This window comes from Arthrobacter sp. D3-16, assembly GCF_054408515.1.
This window is the reverse complement of record NZ_CP096437.1, coordinates 1,039,988-1,064,942: the sequence shown is the minus strand read 5'-3', so window position 1 is coordinate 1,064,942 and position 24,955 is coordinate 1,039,988. Positions and strand designations below refer to the sequence as shown.

The 24,955-nt window shown below is 62.2% G+C and carries 19 protein-coding genes; 10 read left to right on the top strand and 9 right to left on the bottom strand.

All coding sequences use genetic code 11. The features are described 5' to 3' along the window. Positions 1 to 19: 19 nt before the first annotated feature. Complete coding sequence (locus tag M1D32_RS05135; RefSeq protein WP_458781254.1) at positions 20 to 2,275, top strand: FHA domain-containing protein; 2,256 nt, start codon at positions 20 to 22, stop codon at positions 2,273 to 2,275. Between the two features lie 99 nt (positions 2,276 to 2,374). Here the strand turns inward: M1D32_RS05135 and M1D32_RS05130 are convergent, their stop codons facing one another. Together M1D32_RS05130 and M1D32_RS05125 are read right to left on the bottom strand one after the other, a co-directional pair. Continuing rightward, the gene (locus M1D32_RS05130; RefSeq protein ID WP_458781253.1) at positions 2,375 to 6,874 is read right to left on the bottom strand and encodes an RHS repeat domain-containing protein; all 4,500 of its coding nucleotides are present in this window, start codon (positions 6,872 to 6,874) and stop codon (positions 2,375 to 2,377) included. A gap of 3,356 nt (positions 6,875 to 10,230) precedes the next feature. Next, complete coding sequence (locus tag M1D32_RS05125) at positions 10,231 to 10,395, bottom strand: EthD domain-containing protein (RefSeq protein WP_458782107.1); 165 nt, start codon at positions 10,393 to 10,395, stop codon at positions 10,231 to 10,233. A gap of 436 nt (positions 10,396 to 10,831) precedes the next feature. On the opposite strand from M1D32_RS05125, the gene istA reads away from it, so the two are divergent. The 5 genes from istA to M1D32_RS05100 all read left to right on the top strand — a co-directional run bounded on the left by istA (position 10,832) and on the right by M1D32_RS05100 (position 15,361). Beyond that, the gene (gene istA, locus M1D32_RS05120) at positions 10,832 to 12,508 is read left to right on the top strand and encodes an IS21 family transposase (RefSeq protein ID WP_458781252.1); all 1,677 of its coding nucleotides are present in this window, start codon (positions 10,832 to 10,834) and stop codon (positions 12,506 to 12,508) included. Next, positions 12,505 to 13,323, top strand: coding sequence for an IS21-like element helper ATPase IstB (istB, locus tag M1D32_RS05115; protein ID WP_305940767.1), 819 nt, complete (start codon positions 12,505 to 12,507; stop codon positions 13,321 to 13,323). Before istA ends, istB begins: the two co-directional genes overlap by 4 nt. Positions 13,324 to 13,419: 96 nt before the next feature. Next, the gene (locus M1D32_RS05110) at positions 13,420 to 13,704 is read left to right on the top strand and encodes a nuclear transport factor 2 family protein (RefSeq protein WP_458781251.1); all 285 of its coding nucleotides are present in this window, start codon (positions 13,420 to 13,422) and stop codon (positions 13,702 to 13,704) included. A gap of 710 nt (positions 13,705 to 14,414) precedes the next feature. Continuing rightward, positions 14,415 to 14,663, top strand: coding sequence for a hypothetical protein (locus M1D32_RS05105; RefSeq protein ID WP_458781250.1), 249 nt, complete (start codon positions 14,415 to 14,417; stop codon positions 14,661 to 14,663). Between the two features lie 311 nt (positions 14,664 to 14,974). Continuing rightward, the gene (locus M1D32_RS05100) at positions 14,975 to 15,361 is read left to right on the top strand and encodes a hypothetical protein (RefSeq protein ID WP_458781249.1); all 387 of its coding nucleotides are present in this window, start codon (positions 14,975 to 14,977) and stop codon (positions 15,359 to 15,361) included. A 623-nt stretch (positions 15,362 to 15,984) separates the two neighbouring features. Here M1D32_RS05100 and M1D32_RS05095 read toward each other — a convergent pair. The 4 genes from M1D32_RS05095 to M1D32_RS05080 form a co-directional block, all read right to left on the bottom strand. Next, complete coding sequence (locus M1D32_RS05095; protein ID WP_458781248.1) at positions 15,985 to 17,508, bottom strand: dihydrolipoamide acetyltransferase family protein; 1,524 nt, start codon at positions 17,506 to 17,508, stop codon at positions 15,985 to 15,987. Positions 17,509 to 17,510: 2 nt separating this feature from the next. Next, positions 17,511 to 18,623 (bottom strand): alpha-ketoacid dehydrogenase subunit beta, encoded by a 1,113-nt coding sequence (locus M1D32_RS05090; protein WP_458781247.1) that lies wholly within the window; start codon positions 18,621 to 18,623, stop codon positions 17,511 to 17,513. Continuing rightward, positions 18,620 to 19,843: a pyruvate dehydrogenase (acetyl-transferring) E1 component subunit alpha gene (gene pdhA / locus M1D32_RS05085; RefSeq protein WP_458781246.1), complete on the bottom strand. Its 1,224-nt coding sequence runs from the start codon at positions 19,841 to 19,843 to the stop codon at positions 18,620 to 18,622. The genes M1D32_RS05090 and pdhA overlap by 4 nt, the downstream gene beginning before the upstream one ends. Before the next feature lie 186 nt (positions 19,844 to 20,029). Then, on the bottom strand, positions 20,030 to 20,173 hold the full coding sequence (locus M1D32_RS05080; RefSeq protein ID WP_458781245.1) for a hypothetical protein: 144 nt from the start codon (positions 20,171 to 20,173) through the stop codon (positions 20,030 to 20,032). Positions 20,174 to 20,195: 22 nt separating this feature from the next. On the opposite strand from M1D32_RS05080, the gene M1D32_RS05075 reads away from it, so the two are divergent. From M1D32_RS05075 to M1D32_RS05060, 4 genes are all read left to right on the top strand, one after another. Next, the gene (locus tag M1D32_RS05075; protein ID WP_458781244.1) at positions 20,196 to 20,387 is read left to right on the top strand and encodes a hypothetical protein; all 192 of its coding nucleotides are present in this window, start codon (positions 20,196 to 20,198) and stop codon (positions 20,385 to 20,387) included. A gap of 256 nt (positions 20,388 to 20,643) precedes the next feature. Next, positions 20,644 to 21,237: a metalloregulator ArsR/SmtB family transcription factor gene (locus tag M1D32_RS05070; RefSeq protein WP_458781243.1), complete on the top strand. Its 594-nt coding sequence runs from the start codon at positions 20,644 to 20,646 to the stop codon at positions 21,235 to 21,237. 423 nt (positions 21,238 to 21,660) lie between these two features. After that, positions 21,661 to 21,903, top strand: coding sequence for a hypothetical protein (locus M1D32_RS05065; protein ID WP_458781242.1), 243 nt, complete (start codon positions 21,661 to 21,663; stop codon positions 21,901 to 21,903). A gap of 110 nt (positions 21,904 to 22,013) precedes the next feature. Then, positions 22,014 to 22,478, top strand: a complete 465-nt coding sequence (locus M1D32_RS05060; protein WP_458782106.1) for an Lrp/AsnC family transcriptional regulator — start codon at positions 22,014 to 22,016, stop codon at positions 22,476 to 22,478. A 377-nt stretch (positions 22,479 to 22,855) separates the two neighbouring features. Here the strand turns inward: M1D32_RS05060 and M1D32_RS05055 are convergent, their stop codons facing one another. The 3 genes from M1D32_RS05055 to M1D32_RS05045 form a co-directional block, all read right to left on the bottom strand. Next, positions 22,856 to 22,987 carry a hypothetical protein gene (locus tag M1D32_RS05055; protein ID WP_458781241.1) on the bottom strand — a complete coding sequence of 44 codons (132 nt, stop codon included), beginning with the start codon at positions 22,985 to 22,987 and terminating at the stop codon, positions 22,856 to 22,858. Between the two features lie 204 nt (positions 22,988 to 23,191). Continuing rightward, positions 23,192 to 24,421 (bottom strand): MinD/ParA family ATP-binding protein, encoded by a 1,230-nt coding sequence (locus M1D32_RS05050; protein ID WP_458781240.1) that lies wholly within the window; start codon positions 24,419 to 24,421, stop codon positions 23,192 to 23,194. A gap of 327 nt (positions 24,422 to 24,748) precedes the next feature. After that, complete coding sequence (locus tag M1D32_RS05045) at positions 24,749 to 24,895, bottom strand: hypothetical protein (protein WP_458781239.1); 147 nt, start codon at positions 24,893 to 24,895, stop codon at positions 24,749 to 24,751. Positions 24,896 to 24,955: the final 60 nt, after the last annotated feature.

The following is a 24,955-nucleotide window of genomic DNA, read 5'->3' as shown; positions in this document are numbered from 1 at the left end:
CATGCCGGAACCTCTGCAATTGTCGACGGGAGAGAACCTCGTCATCCACTCGGACGGGCGCGACTGGAGCTTTGCGCCGTCGGCAACAGTCCGGGTAGGAAGGGATGCAGGAGCCGACGTGCATCTGGATGACGACCGGATCAGCCGCAGGCACCTCAAAATAGCGCACACGGATGGGCTCTGGTGGGTGGCCGATGAGGCCAGTCATAACGGCACCTGGGTGGTAGGCCATGACCGGGTCTTGGACGAGCCAATGCCGCTCCCGCCTGGAGGGCTCCGCCTGCGCCTGGGCCACGTGGACGGACCAGAGCTGCTCCTGGAGACCGTTTCCGTTAAAGCGCCACCCGAAGCGCGAGTGCTGACTATCGGGCGGTCACGTTCGTGCGACATCACACTGGATGACCCGCTGGTCTCACACCGCCACGCCCTGATCGAAACCGGGGAACTCGCCGTCGTACGGGACACTGGAAGCTCCAACGGGACGTTCCTCAACGGCCATCGGGTTCAAGGTGCTGTGCCGCTCTCGGCCGGAGACCTCATCGGGGTGGGCAACACTACCCTGACCTGGGATGGTTCGCGCGTGGTCACACCGCAGCCCCAACGTCCTGTGTTCAGTGCCCGCCATCTTGAGGTCACCACCAAAGCCGGCGCGCACTTGATCGATGACCTGTCGTTCACCGTTCCCGCAGGTTCGCTGGTGGCGGTCATAGGACCCTCCGGAGCCGGCAAGTCCACCCTCCTGGGAGCCCTGACCGGCCTGCGCCCCGCCACCCGCGGGAGGGTCACATGGAACGGCCGGGACCTCTATTCGGAGTACGACCAGCTCCGGTTCCTGGTGGGGCTTGTGCCGCAGGAGGACATCCTGCACCGCCAGTTGACGGTACGCCGCGCGCTCCAGTTCGCAGCCCGGCTGCGCCTCCCGCCGGACACCAGCAAGGGAGAACGCGACGACCGGATCAACCAGGTAGTTGCCGAGGTGGATCTCACTAAACACATTGATCAGCGGATCGATTCGCTCTCAGACGGGCAGCGCAAACGGACTTCAATTGCCCTTGAACTGCTGACGGCACCGCAACTAATCTTCCTGGACGAACCCACATCGGGGCTGGATCCGGCCCTGGATGTGCAGGTCATGCGGAGCCTGCGTTCACTGGCCGCAGCCGGACGCGTCATCTTCGTCGTCACCCACAGCGTCCTGGCCCTGAATGAGTGCGACCGGGCCCTGGTACTCGCCCGCGGCGGGCGGGTGGCCTTCTTCGGACCGTTGTCAGGCCTGCTCCCTTTCTTCAATGTGAAGGACTACCCGGCCGTCTTCGCTGCGCTCGAGGATCAAACCTGGGTGGGCAGGTACTCCCGGTCCCCCGCCCGTGAGGCATACGGAGGGGGGACGGCGGTGTCCGTGGTGCCGGTTCCGGCAGCGGATTCGCCCCCACCGCCGCGGGAGAAACCGCTGCGTCAACTCTCGACGCTGATTCGGCGCGACGCAGCAGTGCTTGCAGCCGACCGGCTTTTCATTGCGCTCCTCCTGGGCATTCCGGCGGTGCTCGCTTTACTGGCCCATGCCTTTCCCGGCGGCGCCGGGCTGTCCGTGCGGGCGGCCCAAGGGGAGTATCTCCAGGTCCAGCACAGGTTGATCGTCCTGGTGGTAGGTGCCGCGCTGATGGGTGCAACCCTTTCCATCCGGGAGTTGGTTGCGGAGCGCCCGATCTATCACCGGGAGCATGCCGTGGGGCTGTCGCCCTGGGCCTACCTGCTCAGCAAGGTGCTGGTGCTTGGCCTGCCTGTCGCTGTGCAGTGCTTCCTGTTCACGATGCTTGCACTGCTCGGTCAGCCCGGACCGGACCAGGCCCTGGTGCTCGGCAACGGGGTGCTGGAGATCGCCGTGGCGGTGGCCGCCGTCGGGTTCACCATGACCGTCGCAGGGCTGGCCGTTTCCGCAGCAGTCGCGTCAACGGATCAGGCCATGCCTGCCCTCGTAGCGCTGGTCATGTCACAGTTGGTCCTGTGCGGCGGGTTGTTCTCCATCGCCGGCCGCGCCGTGATCGAGCAAGTGTCCTGGTTCCTGCCGGCCCGCTTTGGGTACGCCGCCACGGCCGCCACCGCCGGGCTCCAGCGGTCTCCTTCGCCGATCAAGGATCAACTCTTCGAGCCAACCGCCCAGCAGTGGTTCCTGGATATGGGGTTGCTCGGCGTTCAGTCGTTGCTGTTCGCCGTGTTGGCAGCGTGGGCGCTGCACAACTCCACTAAACGAAACAGGCGCCGGGGACGCATCTGATGCTCCACCCTGTCCGCGGGCGGCCTTCCAGGAGGGGGTTAAAAACAGTACGACGGCGGCAATCGCCGCCGTCATACTTGCTGGCTGTGAAGGCAGAACCTATCCGGCGAGGAAGTAGCCGGAAACGTCCGCCAGCAGGTGCGTTGCTCCTGATGACCTGTTGAACAGGTTGACCCTGCCGTCGCTGCCCACGGGGACAGTCACCAGGTTCGGCACAATCTGCCGCGCATCGAAGTTCACGTTGGAGGCGTTCGGCCGGTCCGTGCCCGACGCGTGCGCGGTGATGAAGCCGAAGGATCGGGCGTCGGCCACTGTGAGGTTGAAGACGACCGCGGAGGCGTCCGCCGCAACACCATATGCGCCGCCTACCTGGAACGAAACCGAACCATCGGCCCGGGCCGGCACAGAATCACGCGTGTCAAGGAAGCGTGTGGGTGCCACCGCCTTGAAGGTTCCGGCCGCCGTCGGCGTCCCGGCCAGGTAGTAGCCCGCTACGTCCGCCAGCAGGTGGGTGGCGCCCGCGGACCGGTTGAACAGTGTCACCTTTCCGTCCTCCCCCACCGGCACAGTGACCGCGTTGGGGATGATCTGTCCCTTGTCGAAGTTCACGTTCGAAGCGTTGGGGCGGGCAGCTCGTGACGGGTAGGCAGTGATGAAGCCGAACGACCTGGCCTCCGCCACCGTCAGGTTCAGGACCACGGCCGAGACCTTGGACGGTATGCCGTTGACCCCGGCCATCTGGAACGAAACTTCCCCGTCCGGGCTGACAGCCGCGCTGTTCCTCGTGTCCAGGAAACGCGTCGGTGCCATGGAGGCGAAGGCACCTGCCGCCGTCGGCGTCCCCGGAAGGTAGTAGCCCGAGACGTCAGCGAGCAGGTGCGTGGCCCCCGCGGACCGGTTGAACAGCGTTACCTTGCCGTCCGTGCCCACCGGTACAGTCACCGAGTTGGCAACAATCTGGCCGGCGTCAAAGTTCAGGTTGGAAGCGTCAGGACGCTGCGAGCCGGACGCGTAGGCAGTCACAAAGCCATACGACTTCGCCTCCGCAACAGTCATGTTGAACACCACGGCCGAAACACCCTTCGGCACTCCGCCCACGCCGGCCACCTGGAAAGAGACCGTGGAATCGGCGGCGACCATAGCGCCGTTCCGGGTATCGAGCGCACGGAACGGCGTCACCGGCATCATGGAACCGGGCACCGCGGGGTGCTTGGCGGAGAACGAGTGCGACCACTCTGTTGCTGCTCCCGCTGCCAGGACATAGTCAGCCGTGGCACGCGCCTTCACCGTCACCGTTCCCGAGCCGGGATAGCTCCCCGCGGCAATGACTTTATCGCCGGCAAGGTATTCAACACCTTCAGTCGCGGGGACTGTGTAGGTGTCCTCTGCGGTGCCGTCCTTGTCGGTGAAGACGACGGCGGCAGGCACCGCCGTGTACGGCGTTGCCTTGAACGCGTGGGTCCACTCAGAGGTAGCGCCCGGGGCCAAGACATGGTCCGTCGTGGCGCGGGCTTTCACCGTCACCGTTCCCGAACCCGGGTACGTCCCTGCAGCAGTGACCGTTTCTCCCACCAGGTACTCGATGCCTTCCATGGCCGGAACGGTGAACATATCCTCGGCGGTGCCGTCCTTATCAGAGAAGACGACGGCGGCCGGCGTCACCTGATACGGCGTCGCCTTGAACGCGTGGGTCCACTCAGCGGTAGCGCCTTCAGCGAAGACATGTTCCGTCGTGGCGCGTGCTTTCACCGTCACCGTCCCCAACCCCGGATACGTCCCGGCGGCAGTCACCTTGTCACCGACCAGGTACTCAACACCCTCCTTTGAAGGCACTGTAAAGGTGTCTTCTGCGGTGCCGTCCTTATCGGTAAATACGACGGCGGCCGGCGTCACCTCGTACGGCGTCGCCTTGAACGCGTGAGACCACTCAACGGTTGCACCGGCCGCCAGCACATAATCCGTGACAGCACGGGCCTTCACCGTCACCGTTCCCGAACCCGGATACGTCCCCGCCGCCTTGACGGCGTCCCCGACCAAGTACTCGATACCTTCAGTCGCCGGAACGGTGAACGTGTCCTCCGCAGTGCCGTCGTTGTCATTGAAGACGACGGCGGCAGGCGTCACCTTGTATGGCGTCGCCTTGAACGCGTGCGACCACTCAGCCGTTGCACCGGCCGTGAGCACATAATCCGCGACAGCATGGGCCTTCACCGTCACCGTTCCGGATCCCGGATACGTCCCCGCCGCCTTGACGGCGTCACCGACCAAGTAGTCAATACCTTCCGTTGCCGGAACGGTGAACGTGTCCTCCGCCGTGCCGTCGTTGTCATTGAAGACGACGGCGGCCGGCGTCACCTTGTACGGTGTGGCCTTGAAGGCATACGGCCATTCCGCCGCTGCTCCTGCCGCCAGAACATAGTCAGTGATGGCACGCGCCTTGACTGCCACCGGCCCCAAACCGGGATGAATCCCGGCGGCGATGACTTTATCGTCGACCAGGTACTCAACACCCTCCGTCACGGGAACAGTGAACGTATCCTCTGCGGTGCCGTCCTTATCGGTGAATACGACGGCAGCCGGCGTCACCTGATACGGCGTCGCCTTGAACACATGAGACCACTCAGCCGTTGCACCAGCAGGCAGCACATAATCCGATTCTGCACGGGCTGTCATCGTAACCGTTCCCAACCCCGGATACGTGCCCGCCGCCTTGACGACGTCCCCGATCAAGTACTCGATACCGTCCGCGGCTGGCACCGTGTAGGTGTCCTCAGCAGTGCCATCCTTATCAGTGAAGACGACGGCGCCAGGCGTCACCTCGTACGGCGTTGCCTTGAAGGCATGCGACCAGTCCGCCGCTGCTCCTGCTGCCACGACATAGCCAGCGATGGCACGCGCCTTCACAGTAACCGTTCCCGCCGCAGGATACGTCCCCGCGGAAGTCACCTTATCGCCGACCAGGTACTCAACGCCCTGGGTTGTAGGAACGGTGAAGGTGTCCACCGCGGTACCGTCCTTGTCCGAGAACACCACAGCAGCCGGGTTCACCTGGAAGGGCGTGGCCTTGAACGAGTGCGACCACTCCGCCGCAGCACCAGCAACCAGCACATAATCAGTCGTGGCACGCGCCTTCACGGTCACCGTCCCCAAACCGGGATGGATCCCGGCGACGATGACTTTTTCGCCGACCAGGTATTCAACACCCTCCGTCGCCGCAACAGTGAAGGTGTCCCCGGCCGTGCCATCCTCGTCGGTGAATACGACGGCGGCCGGGGTCACCTGGTACGGCGTCGCCTTGAACGCATGCGACCATTCCGCCGCTGCTCCTGCTGCCAGGACATAGTCAGTGCTGGCACGCGCCTTCACCGTCACTGTTCCCAAACCCGGATGGATCCCGGCGGCGATGACTTTGTCGTCGACCAGATACTCAACACCGTCCGTCGCCGGCACCGTAAAAATGTCCTCCGCAGCACCGTCGTTGTCATTGACAACGACGGCGGCCGGGGTCACCTTGTAAGGCGTGGCCTTAAACGCATGCGACCATTCCGCCGCTGAGCCTGCCGCCAGAACATAGTCAGTGATGGCACGCGCCCTCACAGTCACTGTTCCCGCCGCAGGATACGTCCCGGCGGAAGTCACCTTATCGCCGACCAGGTAGTCAACGCCCTGGGTTGCCTGAACGGTAAAGGTGTCCTCCGCCGTGCCGTCGTTGTCATTGAAGACGACGGCGGCCGGCGTCACCTTGTACGGTGTGGCCTTGAAGGCATACGGCCATTCCGCCGCTGCTCCTGCCGCCAGAACATAGTCAGTGATGGCACGCGCCTTGACTGCCACCGGCCCCAAACCGGGATGAATCCCGGCGGCGATGACTTTATCGTCGACCAGGTACTCAACACCCTCCGTCACGGGAACAGTGAACGTATCCTCTGCGGTGCCGTCCTTATCGGTGAATACGACGGCAGCCGGCGTCACCTGATACGGCGTCGCCTCGAAGGCATTCGACCACTCCGCCACGGCGCCAGCAACCAGCACATAATCAGTCTTGGCACGCGCCTTCACGGTCACGGTCCCCAAACCGGGATAGATCCCGGCGGCGATGACTTTATCGTCGACCAGGTACTCAACACCCTCCGTCACGGGAACAATGAACCTGTCCTCTGCGGTGCCGTCCTTATCGGTAAATACGGCGGCAGCCGGCGTCACCTGATACGGCGTCGCCTTGAAGCCATGTGACCACTCTGCGACAGCACCAGCAACCAGCGCATAATCAGTCGTGGCACGCGCCTTCACGGTCACAGTCGCCAAACCGGGATAGATCCCGGCGGCGATGACTTTGTCGTCGACCAGGTACTCAACACCCTCCGTCGTCGGTACCGTGTACGTGTCGTCAGCGGTGCCGTCCTTGTCTGAGAACACCACGGCCGCCGGGCCTACCTGGAACGGCGTTGCTTCGAACGCATGCGACCACTCCGCCACAGCGCCAACTGAGAGAACGTAGTCCCCTTTTGCGCGGGCTGTCACCGTCACGGAACCGGAACCGGGGTACGTTCCAGCGGCGATTACCTTATCGCCGATCAGATACTCAATACCCTCAGTCACCGGAACCGTGTACGCGTCCTCGGCTGTGCCATCCGAGTCGGTAAACGTTACAGAAGTTGGCGAGACCGTCTGAACGCCCACGTGGAAGTTGGCTGCGGGAAAATCAACAGTTATCGGTCTCGGATCCTTTACACCCTCAGGGCTCTTACGCACGGACCCATCCTGCTCATAGTTCACATACGACGCTGTCGCCTGCAACTCAACCCGTAGAAGGACCAAAGAACCCGCAGTCCATGACTCATTCACCACAGCACTAGCCGTACCTGACAACGCGCCACTGCCACTCGCGTACGAATTCGCGTAATGGTAGCGGCCAAGCGCGTCCCTGAACGTAAGCGTCACTCGCTCCACAGGCGTATCAGCAACCTCCCACTCAAAGGCCACTGAATCGCCCACCTGGAGGACATCACCTGAAACCCGCTGAAACGAAACCAACGACGGAGGAACCGACGAATCAAAAGAGTTCTCTACGGAGAAGTTGGCTGCGGGAAAATCAACAGTTATCGGTCTCGGGTCCTTGACACCCTCAGGGCTCTTACGCACGGACCCATCCTGCTCATAGTTCACATACGACGCTGTCGCCTGCAACTCAACCCGTAGAAGGACCAAAGAACCCGCAGTCCATGACTCATTCACCACAGCACTAGCCGTACCTGACAACGCGCCACTGCCACTCCCGTACGAATTCGCGTAATGGTAGCGGCCAAGCGCGTCCCTGAACGTAAGCGTCACTCGCTCCACAGGCGTATCAGCAACCTCCCACTCAAAGGCCACTGAATCGCCCACCTGGAGGACATCACCTGAAACCCGCTGAAACGAAACCAACGACGGAGGAACCGACGAATCAAAAGAGTTCTCTACGGAGAAGTTGGCTGCGGGAAAATCAACAGTTATCGGTCTCGGATCCTTTACACCCTCAGGGCTCTTACGCACGGACCCATCCTGCTCATAGTTCACATACGACGCTGTCGCCTGCAACTCAACCCGTAGAAGGACCAAAGAACCCGCAGTCCATGACTCATTCACCACAGCACTAGCCGTACCTGACAACGCGCCACTGCCACTCCCGTACGAATTCGCGTAATGGTAGCGGCCAAGCGCGTCCCTGAACGTAAGCGTCACTCGCTCCACAGGCGTATCAGCAACCTCCCACTCAAAGGCCACTGAATCGCCCACCTGGAGGACATCACCTGAAACCCGCTGAAACGAAACCAACGACGGAGGAACCGCCATGTCGAGAGAACCCGCCTCGTATGTGTGGGCCCACTCGGTAACGGTGGACGGTGCAAATGCGAATCCCGCTTTCGGCCGTGCCATGACCGAAATGGTGCCCTTGCCGGGATAGATTCCTCCAGCGACAACTGCATTCCCAATCAAGTACTCAACGCCATCCAGCTCTGGAATGATGTAAGTATCTTTCGCTTCCCCTAGTGGATCTGAGAAGACCACGTCAGGCGGCACTATTACCGAAGCCGAACTGTTTGTCACCGTTACCTGCGGCCGATTTAATGACTCGAAGGCCGTAGAGGCGGAGTCATTACCAACAGCGTCATCAAGGATCATCACCCGGGGTGACCAACTACCCCCAGTCGCCGCCTGAGGAAGCACAAGACTCCCCGTAAAGACACCATCTAGAACAGAACCCTCGCTCAGCCTCAACGATGAGTAAAAGTACTGATCTGATACGTCGCTCTCCAGGTAGACAAAAACGGAGTCCACGCCAGACAAATCATCAGTAACACGCGCCGTGAACGACACTGTTTGCGGACCAGCAGTGACGTCCACTAGCTGAGGCGACAGCGAAAACTCCCGCAACACAGGAGCCGTGACGTCCGGTGCTGACGAAATTACATCGAGCCGGGGAATTGCGATGGCCTCGAGAGCCGTAGAGGCGGAGTCATTACCAACAGCGTCATCAAGGATCATCACCCGGGGTGACCAACTACCCCCAGTCGCCGCCTGAGGAAGCACAAGACTCCCCGTAAAGACACCATCTAGAACAGAACCCTCGCTCAGCCTCAACGATGAGTAAAAGTACTGATCTGATACGTCGCTCTCCAGGTAGACAAAAACGGAGTCCACGCCAGACAAATCATCAGTAACACGCGCCGTGAACGACACTCTTTGCGGACCAGCAGTAACATCCACCAGCCGTGGCGACAGCGAAAACTCCCGCAACACAGGAGCCGTGACGTCCGGTGCTGACGAAATTACATCGAGCCGGGGAATTGCGATGGCCTCGAGAGCCGTAGAGGCGGAGTCATTACCAACAGCGTCATCAAGGATCATCACCCGGGGTGACCAACTACCCCCAGTCGCCGCCTGAGGAAGCACAAGACTCCCCGTAAAGACACCATCTAGAACAGAACCCTCGCTCAGCCTCAACGATGAGTAAAAGTACTGATCTGATACGTCGCTCTCCAGGTAGACAAAAACGGAGTCCACGCCAGACAAATCATCAGTAACACGCGCCGTGAACGACACTGTTTGCGGACCAGCAGTGACGTCCACCAGCCGTGGCGACAGCGAAAACTCCCGCAACACAGGAGCCGTGACGTCCGGACCTTCCGCGGATAAGGAAGGTGAAGCCCCCGTAAACATGACTAAGGCGATAAGAACTAATGACAAAGCTGCGGATAAAAGCGAAGGCCGCTTGGACGTAACACTGTAGATCCCCACATAACGCGGGCACCGGCCCGCAAAAACGGAATCTGCTCAACGCAGACTTCCAGATCATAGCCCGCAGGAAGGTATAGGTTGTACAACCAGGTCTGGCAGCCGCCCATCTGGGCGACTCTTATGTCGCCCCTAGGCGAATCCCCGATTCAGATCAAGATTTGAATCGACACTCTCGTTACCAGGAACCCCATCGGAGACCGGAGAACCTGTCTTCAGCAACACGCTGGAATGAACCTAAAGGGTTTCAACCGATGTTCGTGTCGTCCTGCGAAGCCTGAGGTACCAGGCAGCGGCACCCGAATCCAGCCCTTCGGGACGTTTGCATCTCGGCTAGGAGGCTGTGAGTTTTCGATGGCATCCGCTACGAAGCGGAGGGCCGGCGGTTGTGCCGCCGGCGCAAACGTGGTGGTCGAAGATAGCGTCAGCTCGGTGTCTTTCCGGACAGCCAGCACGCCGCTCACCAGCAGCGCTTGCCGATGTTCCGGCAGATGACGAGGATGGCCACTTACGGTGGCAGATCGCTGCGGACCTGTCCCATGTCGAACAATCCGTATCTTCTTCAGCATGATGGCGGCGCCACTGTTGAGGTTTTTGTGGCCTGCCTTGCCCTCGGCCGCTCTCGTGGTCGTATGCTCGCCGCCGGGTTCTACTCTCTGGTTCCGGAGGCGAAGTCACGATTAAAGGCTAGACAGTCTCACGCGAGGCGGAATGCTCTTCGCCCAATCCAGGATAATCGTCGACAGGTCCATGAATTCCTGAGCATCGGCGGTTACCGCTGACCATTCCGGAGTTTCCGATGCTGCAGCCGCAGTCTCACGACTTTCGGACCAGACTTCACCCAGGCCCGCGTACGCTGCCTCGCACAGTCCGGCTGTACACCCGAATTCTGAACGTATGCCTTTACGCCTGGTACGACCAGCACCAATGGGAGATGACGCGTGGGCTAGCGCTCAACAGCTTCGTTCTCATTCAGCCCTCCTGGCCCTCCAAGTCGTCAACCGGTTAATCTTGTGAGCCTTTGTAGTGGAAAAGTGCCCTAAGTGGACCCTCCAGCTAACAATGCACGGTGGGGACGTCCAGAGAAACAGCCGCGGAACGTTCTGCCTGTGCTCAAGCGAAAGCGGTAGTGGTTGGCTGTGACAGATTTGGATGGCCCCGGTAGGACGGATATATCTGGCCCCACTTCATGACTCGCCGGGCACCTTGTGACGGTTATTTGTGGCCCCACCTTCAACGTTGGATTCATCAGTGGATGGATGCGGCGGAAGGTTGGTCTGGATGGAGTCGAGAGTGGAGTTGTTCGCGCGGATCCGAAGGGACGCCCGGGTTGAGGGCCTGTCGGTTCGTGCGTTGGCCGCCCGGTACGGAGTCCACAGAAGAACTGTGAGGCAGGCACTGGATTCAGCTGCCCCTCCGGAGCGCAAACAGAGACAAGGGGTGTCCTGGAGGCTGGAGCCGTTCAAGGGCGCGATCGACGCGATGCTGATCGAGGATACAACGGCTCCGCGGAAGCAGCGTCATACCGCACGAAGGATTTTGGCCCGGCTCATTGAAGAGCACGGTGCGCAGGAGCTCTCGTATTCCACGGTGCGTGATTACGTAAGGGTCCGTCGGGCCCAGGTTGATGTGGAGGCCGGACGCCGCGTTGAGATGTTTGTTCCTCAGGAACACGCGCCGGGCGCCGAAGCCGAGGTGGACTTCGGCGAGGTCTATGTCGTGCTGAACGGGGTGAAGACGAAGTGCCACATGTTCATCTTCCGGCTGTCGCATTCGGGCAGAGCCATTCACCGGATTTACCCGACTCAGGCCCAGGAAGCCTTTCTCGAGGGCCACATCGAGGCCTTCAACGTTCTTGGCGGCATCCCGACTAAACACATCCGATACGACAATCTCACCAGCGCGGTCACCGCTGTGGTGTTCGGGCAAGGCCGGCAGCGCCATGAGAACGACCGGTGGGTGTTGTTCCGTTCGTTCTACGGCTTCGATCCCTTTTATTGCCAGCCTGGCATCGCAGGCGCCCATGAAAAGGGCGGAGTTGAAGGCGAGGTGGGCTGGTTCCGGCGCAACAGACTCTCGCCCATGCCAGTCGTTGGTTCCCTGGATGAGCTCAATGACCGCATCCGGGGATGGGAAGCCCAGGACGATCACCGGCGGATCAATGACAGGATCCGCACCATCGGTCAGGACTTCGAGATTGAACGGCCGTTCTTGGCCTCGTTGCCGGCGGGGGAATTTGATCCAGGTCTGGTGCTAACACCCCGAGTTGATAGGTCTTCGATGGTCACGGTCCGGATGGTGAAGTACTCCGTCCCGGCCCGGCTCATCGGCCGGAGGGTCCGGGTCTCGTTGCGGGCGTCCGAGCTCGTGGTCTTCGACGGCCGCACCGTGGCCGCCAGGCATCAGCGGGTCGCTGCCCGGTCCGGGCAATCGGTCCAGTTGGATCACTATCTCGAAGTACTCAAGACCAAACCCGGCGCCCTTCCCGGCTCCACTGCTTTGGCCAGGGCGCGGGAGTCTGGTGCGTTCACCAGCGCGCATGAGACCTTCTGGGCTGCCTCTCGCCGGGTCAACGGTGACGCCGAGGGGACCCGTGAACTCATCGACGTCCTGCTGCTGCACCGCTCGATGGACGCAGGAGACATCCATGCAGGCATCACTGCGGCGCTGGGGGTGGGTGCTGTCAGTGCCGACGTCGTCGCGGTCGAAGCCCGCAGACACGCCGCGGCATCTTCATGGGGTGGGGCCAGTTCCGACTGTCATCCCGGTGCTCACGGCGAATTGAAAGTGCAACGGGTTGTCAGTCTCACCCAGCGCCGGCTGATGGACCCCGCCGCCGTCATTGCCGGGCTCCCGCCTGACGCCCGGCCCCTGCCCTCGGTCAGTGCCTATGACGAGCTGCTGGCCAAACGTTCCGAACACCCTGCAGGAACCGCGTCGAAGGAGAACATCTCATGAGCCCCACCGCACCGACGACCACCATCACCCCGACTCTGCGCCGGCGCCGCGGCCTGACCGAACAGGCAGCGGTTGCCGCCGTGGACCAGGCCTGCCGCCGGCTGCGCTTGCCCACCATCCGTGGGGTTCTGGACGAAGCCCTCACCGTCGCCGGGAAGGAACAACTCTCCTACCAGGGATTTCTGGCCGAGCTGTTGCTGGCGGAGTGCGACGACCGGGACCGGCGCTCGTCCATCCGCCGTGTGAAAGCTGCGAACTTTCCCCGGGATAAGTGGCTCGGGGACTTTGATTTCGATGCAAACCCGAACATCAACCCCGCCACCATCCACACTTTGGCCACCGGGGAATGGATCCGCAAAGGACAACCCCTCTGCCTGATTGGGGACTCCGGAACCGGCAAATCCCACCTGCTCATCGGACTCGGTACTGCCGCCGCGGAGAAGGGTTATCGGGTTAAGTACACCCTCGCTACCCGGCTCGTAAACGAACTCGTCGAAGCCGCCGATGAAAAGGTCCTGGCCAAGACCATCGCCCGCTACGGCCGCGTGGACCTGCTTTGCATCGACGAGCTTGGCTACATGGAACTGGACCGCCGAGGCGCCGAACTCCTGTTCCAGGTCCTGACCGAACGAGAGGAGAAGAATTCCATCGCAATCGCATCGAACGAGTCATTCTCCGGCTGGACCAAAACTTTCAGCGACCCACGCCTGTGCGCCGCGATCGTGGACCGGCTGACCTTCAATGGCACGATCATCGAAACCGGCACGGACTCCTACCGGCTCGCCCACACCATCGCCCAACAGAGCGCGAGCTAATCGGTCGATCATGGTTACGACCGTCCTGGGGAAAGTATGGGCACTCGACACTGCGGCAGATGTTCAGCGTTTAGCAATAACTGACAGACTGGACCAATGACCGATCACGAAGTGTTGAGTGCTGCACTAAAGCGCGCAGATGCCCTGGCGCGACGTGACGGAGAAACGCTAAGTCGGCATTTGCACCCCAAGTTTTGCTGGACACCCCATAAAGGAGACCAGTTCAATCGGGATACGTACCTTCGGTCCAACATAGAAGGCCAGAACACGTGGCACGCCCAAACCCTTGAGCAGGCGGATATCACGGTGATCGGGGACATGGCAGTTCTTACGTGCCTCGTCACCGACGACGTAACAACGATGGGCAGCCAAAACCAATAGCGCATGTCGAAGTTGCTGCACTGGTTTTCGCTGGATAACTGTAGCGGCCCCGCCTACGTGTTCTGGAGTTTGGACGACTGCCTGATCGTGAGCCGAACCGTCATTGGCACAACTGCAAAACCAACGAAAACTCTCTCGAACGTTGCGCTCCGCCCCGACGCGCTACCGCTTCGCTCTCGCGCTGCCGTGACGTGCTCTCGTTCTCACGCCGACGCAACGCACACACTCGCAACGTTTCACACACTCGGCTGCATCGCGTCGCGGCGACCCGTGTTGCTATTCGCTAGTATGTGCATTCGAACTCGTACCGATGACCACCCGGTCCAACGCTCGTCATCGTGAACGTCCCAGGGTTCTTGCGCTCAGGATTGCGGAATGGAACGGATGGCGTCGCTCCAGTTGAACTATCGAAATCCCATGCGTCAACTACTCGGCCGTTGACGACGGTCGCTCCCGGCCCCGGAATCGCACCATCTTGTGCACTGCAACCGTAATCACCGTCCTTCAGTGGAACGCCAGGCTGGCCTGCCGCGAACCAACCGAACACGCACGTGCCAATGATCCCCGCGAGAATGAACCAATTGGTGGAGTTCAGGTGCCACGGGAGTTTGACACTCGTGGATTGGGACACAGTCGTACACCCTTCGTCGTGCTCGATGCCTGCGAAACCCGAAGGGCGCAAGATTTCCTCAGGTGAGTATGCTACAGCCATGACGAACTCGGCTAACTCGAAGTCAACGCCGCGAAAGACAGCGTGGAACACGTACTATCCGTGGGCGCTGGCCCTGTACCTTATCGTGAGCGTCTCCTTGCTCATCCTCATCGTTGTGAGTTGGCTCCCCGCGCCCGAGCTTTCTGGCGTTCCTGCCTCACCCCCGCTCATTCCCGGACTTCTCGGGCTGTTTTTCTTCTTCATGGCCGGTCGGCAGATCTATCTGCGCGGCGAGTCGCAACCCTGACCAGTACGCATCGCGGCTGCAAATTTACGCGTAGGACGACGTGGATGACATCTGAGCGATCTTCACGCCTCGTACGTGTGATCCGTCGTCCTCGATACCGCTCGTCTTAGAACGTCAGCCAACGTCGCACGCAATCGTGCTCGCCCTGCTGTGATCGTGCTTGCGTCCAAGCCCTCGAACGCCTTTATTGTCATTGTGTTCTTGCGTTTCTTGAATGAGATGGATGGCAAGATGCGGACATCAGGTCACGGGTCAGGCTGACCAGCTAGGGGGAGCGGTACGCTACGGGAAACGCCATCGTGAGGAGCACCATGTCGAACATCGAGGAGCTGCGGGCCTGGGCCGAGGGGAACTACGCGCTGGAGGCCGCCACTGAGTTGCTGATCCGCGGGTACCGCGGACGCTACGCGCAGTCTGGGAACACCTGGGTCAAGAACCGGAATGGGCGCACCTGGATCGACTTCAAAGACATGGCGAGCTCGATGGCATCCTCGCTTGGAGGCGAGAAACGGTTCCTGCTCCTGGTCGCCTCGATCGGGACGGACGCACCTGCGGTCTTGGGCGACTTGGTGTCAGGACTCAACAGAGAACTTCTCGACCTGGTGCTGGCGGCTATCGCCCACGCCGGCGGCAGTCATGGCCAGTCCACCGAACTCGGCAGCCTGTATCCGTGGCCGGAGGAGCTGTACAGCCTCTAGCTCAGCAGGTCGGCGGCTACGCCACTTTCCAGAGACATCTCAGTCTCTCGTCAGGGTCGTCGCTCGGCGGGATTCAATACCGCATGCCTATGACGCAAGTATGGGTTCATGAAGAAGAGGGCTGGCTGCTTGTCGCCGGACATGCAGGTCCGCTTCTCTAACCAACACGTGTCGGGGATCCGCTACCTGCATCTCCTATGGCTCAGTGACTCCGCTGGTTCGTCCAGGAACAGAGCTTGAGGACTTTTGGTGGGGCCAGACATAACCGTCCTGCCGGGGCCAAAAAGGATTGACATAGTCAAGTGGTGCGGACAGAAACCCGGTGCGGGACTTTTCTCCTGCCCAGGAAGCAGACGCAGTGATGGAGGCATGGATACGACGGCGGTCGCGGCCGCCGTCGTATCCTTACCCTTCCCGCGGTAGGCCCGGCATCACTGAGAAGGCTTGCGACAGACAAGAACAGCTGAGACAGCGTTCGAGTTGAATTCACCATCAACTGAGAGAGGGTTCCGGAAAGGCGACATCAAGTGCGAGAGGGTTCCGGAAAAACCCACATCGAGTGAGAGAGGGTTTCGGAAAAACCGACATCGAGTGAGAGAGCGTCGGGGGGTGGGGGTTGGGGGTTAGAGGTCGGCTAGGAGGTTGTTGGGGTTTTCGATGGCGTCCGCTACGAAGCGGAGGAAGCCGGCTGCCGTTCCGCCGTCGCAGACGCGGTGGTCGAAGGTGAGCGTCAGCTCGGTGACTTTCCGGACGGCCAGTTCGGCGTTAACCACCCAGGGCTTGTCGATGATCCGGCCCACGCCGAGGATGGCCACCTCGGGGTGGTTGATAATCGCTGCGGACCCGTCCACGCCGAACACTCCATAGTTGTTGAGCGTGAACGTGCCGCTGCCGAGCTCCGTCGGGGTGGCCTTGCCCTGGCGCGCGACGTCGGTCAGCCGGCGGATCTCCGCGTCCAGCTCCCGAGCCGTCAGCTTTTCCGCCGCGCGGACCGACGGCACCACGAGCCCGCGGTCGGTCTGGGCGGCAATTCCGAGGTTGATCCCGTCGAACGAGACGATCTCCTGTGACCCGTCGGACGCGGTTTCGATTCGGGTATTCAGCTCCGGATACTTCTTTAGCCCGGCTGTGACAAAACGGGCAATGAACGCAAGCAGGCCGGGCACTTCGGAGCCGCCCGCTTTGAGTTCCTGGCGGAGCTCCACGAGCGCGGTGGCATCGACGTCCACCCAGACAGTCGCCTCAGGGATTTCGGAACGGCTGCGCGCCATGTTGGCGGCAACGGCTTTGCGCACTCCCATGACCGGAGTCCGGGCTGAGATGGCCAGGCCGGTGCGGGCGTCAGTGTTAGCAGCTTTTCCGTTAGTGGTTTCGAGAGGCTCCACCACGGACTTCGGTTCTGCCACAGGAGCGGGCTCGACCACAGGAGTGCTGATGGCCTTCTCCACGTCCCGGCGCATGATCAGGCCGCCCTCCCCGGAGCCGGGGAGCTCTCCGAGGTCGACGCCGTGCTCCCGGGCCATCCGCCGCACCAGCGGGGAGATCACCGCACCCAGCTTGCCGGGGACCCGGGTGCGCAGGAGCGAAAGGTCCACGTCGGCATCCGCCGCGGGGCCGCCGTCGGCCGCCCCGTCCTCCAAGGGAAGGGTGCCGACCGACCCGGCCCCGGAAACAACAGTTGACTTCCGCGCCCGCGTCCGGCGGGCGACGCCGTGCCCACCCGGGGTGCCGTACCCAATGAGCACGTTGCCGGATCCGGCCTTTTCCTCTTCGCGGTAAGCCTCAGCTTCGGGATGGGTTTCCTCAGCCTCATCCACCGGCTCCCCCAGCTCGGTCTCGGCAGGTTCCACCTCAGGCTCGGCCGGCTCCGCCACGGGAGCAGAAGAAGCAGGCCCACCCACCGAAACAGGCGTCACCGAGATCAGCGGCTTCCCAACATCCAGCGTCTCTCCCGGTTGCCCGTGCAGCTCAGCAACAATCCCGGCATAGGGAGAAGGCACCTCAACAGTGGACTTCGCGGTTTCCACCTCGGCAATCGGCTGGTCCACAGAAATGGTGTCCCCCACCGAAACGTGCCACGAAACGAGCTCCGCTTCGGTGAGGCCCTCGCCCAGGTCCGGCAACAAAAACACGCGTGTTTCACTCATGGTCACTTCTCCCACTGAAGGTCGTCAACGGCGTCCAGGATGCGGTCCACGCCGGGCAGGTAGTACTTCTCAAGCTTCGGTGCCGGATACGGAATGTCGAACCCGGTCACGCGGCGGATCGGCGCGGCCAGGTAGTGGAAACAGCGCTCCTGCACCCGCGCCACGATCTCGGAGGACACGGACGCGAAGCCGTGTGCTTCGGCAATCACCACGGCCCGGCCGGTCTTCCGCACCGACTCGCAGACAGTGGCATCGTCGAACGGCACAATGGTGCGCACGTCGATGACCTCCAGCGAGCGCCCTTCCAGGGCTGCGGCCTCGGCAGCGGCGAGGGCGGTGGGGACGGACGGCCCGTAGGCGATCAGCGTGGCGTCGGTGCCGGGACGCGCGACGGCGGCGCGGCCTTCCGTGGTGCGTCCCGCCTGAGCAGCAGCAGTGTGGGCAGAACGCAGCTCACCCAAATCCACCAGGTCCTTGGACCAGTAAAGCTTCTTCGGCTCCATAAACACCACGGGATCGTCCGAGTCGATGGCTTCGCGCAGCATCCGGTACCCATCCGCCACGGTGGCCGGGGTGAACACCTTGAGGCCGGCGGTGTGGGCGTAGTAGGACTCGGAGGAGTCGCAGTGGTGCTCCACTCCCCCGATGCCGCCGCCGTAGGGAACCCGGATCACCAGGGGCAGTTTCACGGCGCCCTTGGTGCGGTTGTGCATCTTGGCCACGTGGCTGATGATCTGCTCGAACGCCGGGTAGGCGAACGCGTCAAACTGCATCTCCATCACGGGGCGCATCCCGTTGATGGCCATGCCCACGGCCATGCCCACAATGCCGGACTCCGCCAGCGGGGTGTCAAAGCAGCGCTGCTCGCCGAACGTCGCGGTAAGTCCGTCGGTGATGCGGAAGACCCCGCCCAGCGTCCCCACGTCCTCGCCGAACACCAGGACGGAAGAATCAGCGTGCATCGCGTCGGCCAGCGCCGTATTCAATGCCTTGGCAAGAGTGACCGGCTGGGGGCCTGCGGCTTCGGCGGAGGCAGCGGCTGAGGCGGCTGCCCGGGCGGTGGCGGCACTGACGTTGCCGTTCGCTTCGGATGAAGTAGTGATGGTGGGGCTCACTTGCCGGCCTCCTCGGTAGATGCTGCTGCGTCGCGGGCGAGTTCGTCGGCGAGCAGGGCGGACTGTTCCTTCAACTGGGGGGTGGGCGCGGAGAAGACGTGGCGGAAGAGCTCCTGCGGGTCCACCGGAACGTCTTCGCTGAGGCCGTCACGCAGCTGTGTGGCAACCGCTTCCGCCTTCTCGCGGATCCGCGCCTCGCCGTCGTCGTCCAATAGTCCCCGGTCCGTCAGGTAGGTGCGCATCCGGTTCACCGGGTCCTTGGCCCGCCACTCGGCAACCTCAGCGCTCTCGCGGTAGCGGGTGTCGTCGTCGGCATTGGTATGCGCCTGCATGCGGTAGGTGTTGGCCTCCACCAGCAGGGGGCCGGAGCCTTCCCTGGCCAGTTTCACGGCCCGGTCCAGGACGGCGAGGAGCGCCACCACGTCGTTGCCGTCCACACGTTCGCCGGCCATGCCGTAGCCCACGGCCTTGTGCGCGAGCGACGGCGCCACGGACTGGTGTGCCAGCGGCACCGAGATGGCGTACTTGTTGTTCTGGACGAAGAAGATGACGGGCAGGTGGAAGACGGCCGCGAAGTTCAGGGCTTCGTGGAAGTCGCCTTCGCTGGTGGCGCCGTCGCCGCACATGGCCAGCACCACGGTGTCCTCACCGCGGAGCTTGGCCGCGTGGGCCACCCCGACGGCGTGCAGCAGCTGCGTGGTCAGCGGGGTGCACTGGATCCCCACTTTGTGCTCGAGGGGGTTGAACCCGCCGTGCCAGTCGCCGCGGAAGATGGTCATCACCTGCACGGGATCAACGCCGCGCGTCATCACGGCCACGGCGTCGCGGTAGGTGGGGAACATCCAGTCGCCGTCGGAGAGGCACAGCGCGGCCGCTACCTGGCAGGCCTCCTGGCCGTGGCTGGACGGGTACACGGCCATGCGGCCCTGCCGGACGAGCGCAGAGTTCTGGTCGTTGACGCGGCGTCCGACGACGAGCTGCTCATACGCTGCCAGCAGTTCCTCATCGCCGGGCAAAGGGTACTCGTGGCCGGGTTCGGTGCCCTGCTCACCTTCGGGCTTGAGCCTGCCGTCCGGGTCCACCATCTCGATCTGGTGCCGGGCCGGGAGCATATAGTCCTCGGCCGTGATGCCGAACTTCTTGGCTGCTTCGGCGAGCGCGTCCTCGGAGGTCGCCTTGCTGATCTGGTCCGGTGCGGTGTGGTTCGCGGAGATCGTCATCGTTCCGTCCTTCTGTTGCCACTATTACTCCCCAGTATCCGCCCGCAGAAGGTTTCGTATCCAGCACCTTGCTGAATCGTGGAGAAGCTGCACGATTCCTGCTTTTTGTGAAGACAAATTGCCAGTGTGAGCCAGGTTACGGACGGGGGCCGTGGACAAATTGGCGGTATAGAACAGCCGCGGTTGCTACGGAGCCGGCGGGGGCGGGTCCGCCGGCACCTCGGAGCGCCAAGGGGTGCGCCATTCGGGAGCATCCCAGGCGTCCATGATGTAGATCCGCTCGTGCGCAACCCGGTCGCCTCTGAATTCCAGGATGCTGACAGTGAACATCCACGGGGCGCCGTCGTAACTGATGAGGTTTCTCCACCACCACGAGGTCGGCACGGTGGGTGACCCGGCGGGTGTGGAACTTCAGTTTCGCCGGGTACCGCCGCCGCCATTCGCGGAAGTTCTCCACGCCTTCGAAACGTTCGCCGGACTGGGGAAACTCGAGCACGGCGTCGTGGCGGTAGATCTCGTGGGCGATGTTTTCGTCCTTGCCTGAATACTTCCAGTGACGCCGCAGGGCCTGCAGCAGATCCGCCTCTTCGAGCATCATCGCCTCCTCGGTCCGGGGACCAAGCGTAACGCCGGGCTCCTTGTGCTGAATAGAGGAAACTCCCCGGGTTGGGGGCTGGCCAGCCCAGGTGCGTGGGGCAGCATTTGGGACTGCGAAAACACTGTGAGTTTGGCGCAGTTTGCGGCGCCGGGAGCGGCACAACGGAGGATAATGGCGAGCAGGCCCTACAGGGAGCAAAACCATGAGCACTAAAAACTTTGGCATGCAGCGCCACCAGGCTGTGCCGAACGGGGTCCACGGCGGCGGCGCCGGACCGTCGATGTCCGCTGCCGCGGAGTTGTTCAAGGCCGTGGCCCATCCGGTCCGGGCGCAGATCCTGGAGCTGCTCACCCACGGCGAGTGCACCATCCCGGAGCTTTGCGAGGGCACGGGGGTGAAGGCGTCCCACCTGTCCCGGCACCTGGGCCAGATGCGCGGTCAGCATCTGATTCAGTGCCTGCGGTCAGGCGGTCACCTTGTCTACCGGCTGGCATATCCGGAAACGGCCGAACTGCTCACCGCAGCCCGGTCCGTACTTCAGGCCAGGACGGCAGCCGCCGTGCATTCCCTCCACCCCACGCCGGAGGAATTGCCGCCGATGGGCCTCTGGGACGATCAGTTCCTTGCCCTGGAGGAATCACTGGTATCGCGTTCGGTGATCGCGGAGGCGTCTCAGGCGATAGCTGCGCGCAGCGGCTGCACTCCGGAGGAAGCAGCAGGACGGCTCATTATGGCGGCGTGCAACCGCAATTGCACCCTGCTGGAAGCTGCCCGGAGCGAACTCCGGGGCGGGTAGGAACAGGGCAACACCTGAGCCCGCAGGGCGTCCAGCGTTTGCCGCTTGGCGGAAGAACCTCTACCGCCGAACTGCGTGAGCACGTAATGGTTCGTCTGTTTTGAAAAACGCCTTGACCTGCCCCTTAGTGAGGGCCAAACTCGAAGGACGGATTGACGAAAACGTCTATCCGTCGAGGTTCGGAAAGTTCGTTTTCCGTTCATCGCAGGGAGAAGGCTCCGCACCAGGTGGCAGGGATATCCTCTATGGGGGCTCCTGGTGCGGCGATGGACGCGGAGGGGACAGCGTGGTCCCCTCCGCCTCTGAATCACTTTCCCAGCCAGCCATTCCTGCGGCTGACGGGGACAACAACCAAGCACCATCCGTCAGGCAGAGGCACGGCGGCATTTCATCCAAGAGAAATGACAAAGGGTGGTATCCGGAATGGGCATTGAGAAACTGTGGGACCGGCTCGAGCCAGAAACGCGGCAATGGCTGATCGATAATCCCGGGTGCAAGATTCTTCCCCGGGCCGTGGTGGCAGCGATTTCGAAGGCCACCGGAGTGGAGTTCGATCAGGACCGGCACGGGGAGACTCTCCTCTCCCCCGCCGACTGTGACTTCATCCGCACCGCAGCGAATCTGGACGACGCCCGCCGCAGTGAGTCCTCGTACCCGCTCTCCTGACGCCTTTTCGTATTCAGCCTGTTCGGTAATCGCATAGTCATGCTCAATTCGCTCTACACTGAGAGACGAATTGTAAGTGTGAGCCGGATTACTGACAGGCCGTGGGCGAATTGGCAACCAGGGATGCCGGGACGGAACCCGTCCCGTTGGACGACATCGACCGCAGGATCATCTCGCAGCTGACCCGGGACGGCCGCATGTCCGTCACTCAGGTGGCCGAGAACGTCCACATCTCGCGTGCGCACGCGTACACACGCATCGCCAGACTTACTGGCGAGGGTGTGCTGTCCAGGTTCACGGCGCTGGTGGACCCGATCAAGGCCGGGCTCCGGTCGTCCGCCTACGTGACCCTGAAGCTGAAGCAGGATGCCTGGCGTGAGCTGCGCGACCAGCTCGGCGCCATCCCCGAGGTGCACCACGTGGCCCTGGTGGGCGGCGACTTCGACGTAATTCTGCTGGTGCGCGCCGTGGACAACATCGATTTGCGGCGGGTGATCTTCGACCAGTTGCAGTCCATGCCGGGGGTGCTTGATACACAGACGTTTCTTGTGTTCGAGGATTTGGATACGCGTTAGTTGGGTCTGCTTGACCCGACCGTCGGGGGCCTAGGGGCATGTGTCGGCTCCTTGATGAAAAACCGTCAGGCCAGCTCAGCTTCAAGTTGTGAGCTCGCTCATTAACGGAAACATATTGTTCACCCGGTGAAGGGAACAATTCGCACTTATCAGGACAAAACGCCGGCACTTCGCGTGTTAGACCTCTTCCTCGGTGGTCATGTACGGAACACCGGCCCACCCGATACAACATCCCCGCTCACGCAATGCCGGATGCACGAACGGCGGTGAGTGTTTCAGTCGCAGGGGCACGCTTCCTAGTTCTTAGATTAACTACCGTCGATTGCGCAATAGTTTGTCCTCTAGTTGACCTGAGGCTAGACCCATTCCAGGCGCCGCTAGAACGGACCCGTTCCCGTCTTGCCCGTGCCCAGCCCATCGAACCCGTACTTGGCGTGCACCGTTTTGTCCTCCTGATCGAGGCGGGACAGCTCCATGGTCGGATCATCACCGACAATATTCTCAACCAAGAATTGTCGGAAGGCTTTAATTAGACGCTCCATGCGGAGACCGTAAGTCGCGGGGTTCACAAAGCAACAGCGTAGGCACTACGCGTTAGGTACCAATAGGACTACTTGAGTTCCCTGGCGGTATCGCCGACTATCGACAGGGGACTTGTCCCTACGGCAGTGAAGTATGAGGTGAGTTCCGGGAGCAAGCCCTTGGCAAAGGTTTTAGCGGTACCCGTCCACGATTGCTGCGGCAATCTCCTTGTAGGCCCGCCGGGTATCGGGCTTCAGCACGTCCAAGGTGACAAGGTCACCGTCCGCCACGCCACGGTCGTGCGGGACAGCTATCAACTCGCGGCAGATGCCTGCGAGGTGTTCCTCGATGGCATCCTTATCCACCCGAGAGGACACCTCGTCCTTGTCCGTGATCACCACGATGGCATTACGGGCGAGGTCCTCGTATCCGTGGCTGGCCAGCCATTGCAGGGTGCTGCGGGCGCGCTTGGCTCCACTGACGGCGTAGCCGGCGGCGATCACGAGATTGTCCGCGGACTGCAGAATCCCGCTCATAGCGTTGTGAGTCACGCCAGTGCCGCAGTCAGTTAGGGCCACGGAATAGTAGGCGGAGATGAGCTTGCGGATCCGCAGGTACTCTTCGGCCGTCAGCGAGTCCGAGACTTCCGGGTCCTGCTCCCCTGCGATGAGGTGCAGCCGGCCAGCGTGGTGCATATAGCGGGCCAGGGCCGTGAGCGAATCGATGGAGTCGATGTTTCGGAGCAGGTCGGTGATGGTGCGCGGACTAGCCTGTTGGTAGATGCCTTCCCCCAAGGCACGCTCCACTAGGTCACCGGAGTCCGGGTTCGCGTCGATAGCGCAGGGCGCGTCGCCGCGGTACTCGGCCAGGGTCAAACCCACGCCCACAGTGGTGGAGGTTTTGCCGATGCCGCCCTTGAGGCTTAGCACGGCGGTGTTGTAGCTGCCCTGCAACTGGCGTGAGATTCGGCGGCCCAGTTCTTCTTCCTGGCGCTGCTTTGCGCCGGGGCCCATGTTCCAGGCCCCGCCGGTCATGTTGAAAATGGCACCGCGAAAACCGCCCACCGGGCGGGGCTTTTGTTCCTTAACAAACAGTCCCGGCGAACTGATGAAGTCCGGCATGGGCTTTTCAGCAATGGTCTCGGCTACCGTCGGCCGTGCCCTGCGGAATGCGGGAGTTTCAGAGGGTGCCTGCGACGGCGGTTCGGATGCTTCCGCTGCAGTGGCCTCTGGGACAGGGCTGATGGAATTCGCCGCGGCAAACTGCCCCGGAGCGGACGCCGGCGCACGGGTGGGAGCCGGGATATGCCCGGCAGGCTTTACTGCGTCGGCTGCCGCAGCCGCCTCCGCCCAGGAGGTCCGGCGCGTCAGCGGCCTACCGGCGTCCGGGTGGTCGGCTGGGCTGGGTGTCAGTGCTGACATGGTTCCTGTCCGGGCATCCGTCAGTTCACCCTCACCGTGACGTAGGTCACGACGTCGGCGCGGCTGCGGCTGCCCTGCATCCTCTGCATGGGCGCGTGAGTTCTGATCCGCCGGATCGGGCATGTATGTCCCCCAAGACGTTTCGGAATACTGTTCTGCATCACTCGTTCAACAGTAAGTCTAGGGGTTTTGCGAATACTGCAGGTCAGATGCGTGTCAAAGCGGCCGACACTACGGCTGCGGTAAGGACCAGAAGAACCGCCAGCGCGGTGTAGCCCTGCCACTTAGGACGGCCTTTATGCGGGTTGATGTCGACATACGGCATGGCTAGCGGCGGTCACCTCGTGTTGCGGAGGAAATGGTGACCCGGACGGCACGACGCTTGAGCCGCAGCATCTGGTACAGGACAAAGAAAGGAACCAGCAGGGTGCCCAACAGCGCGCAGAGCGCAAAGGCGAACTCGGATATAGCCACAACAGCCTCCATCGGTCACAGTGATCCCCATCAGCTATGACCCAACCACGTGACAAACGG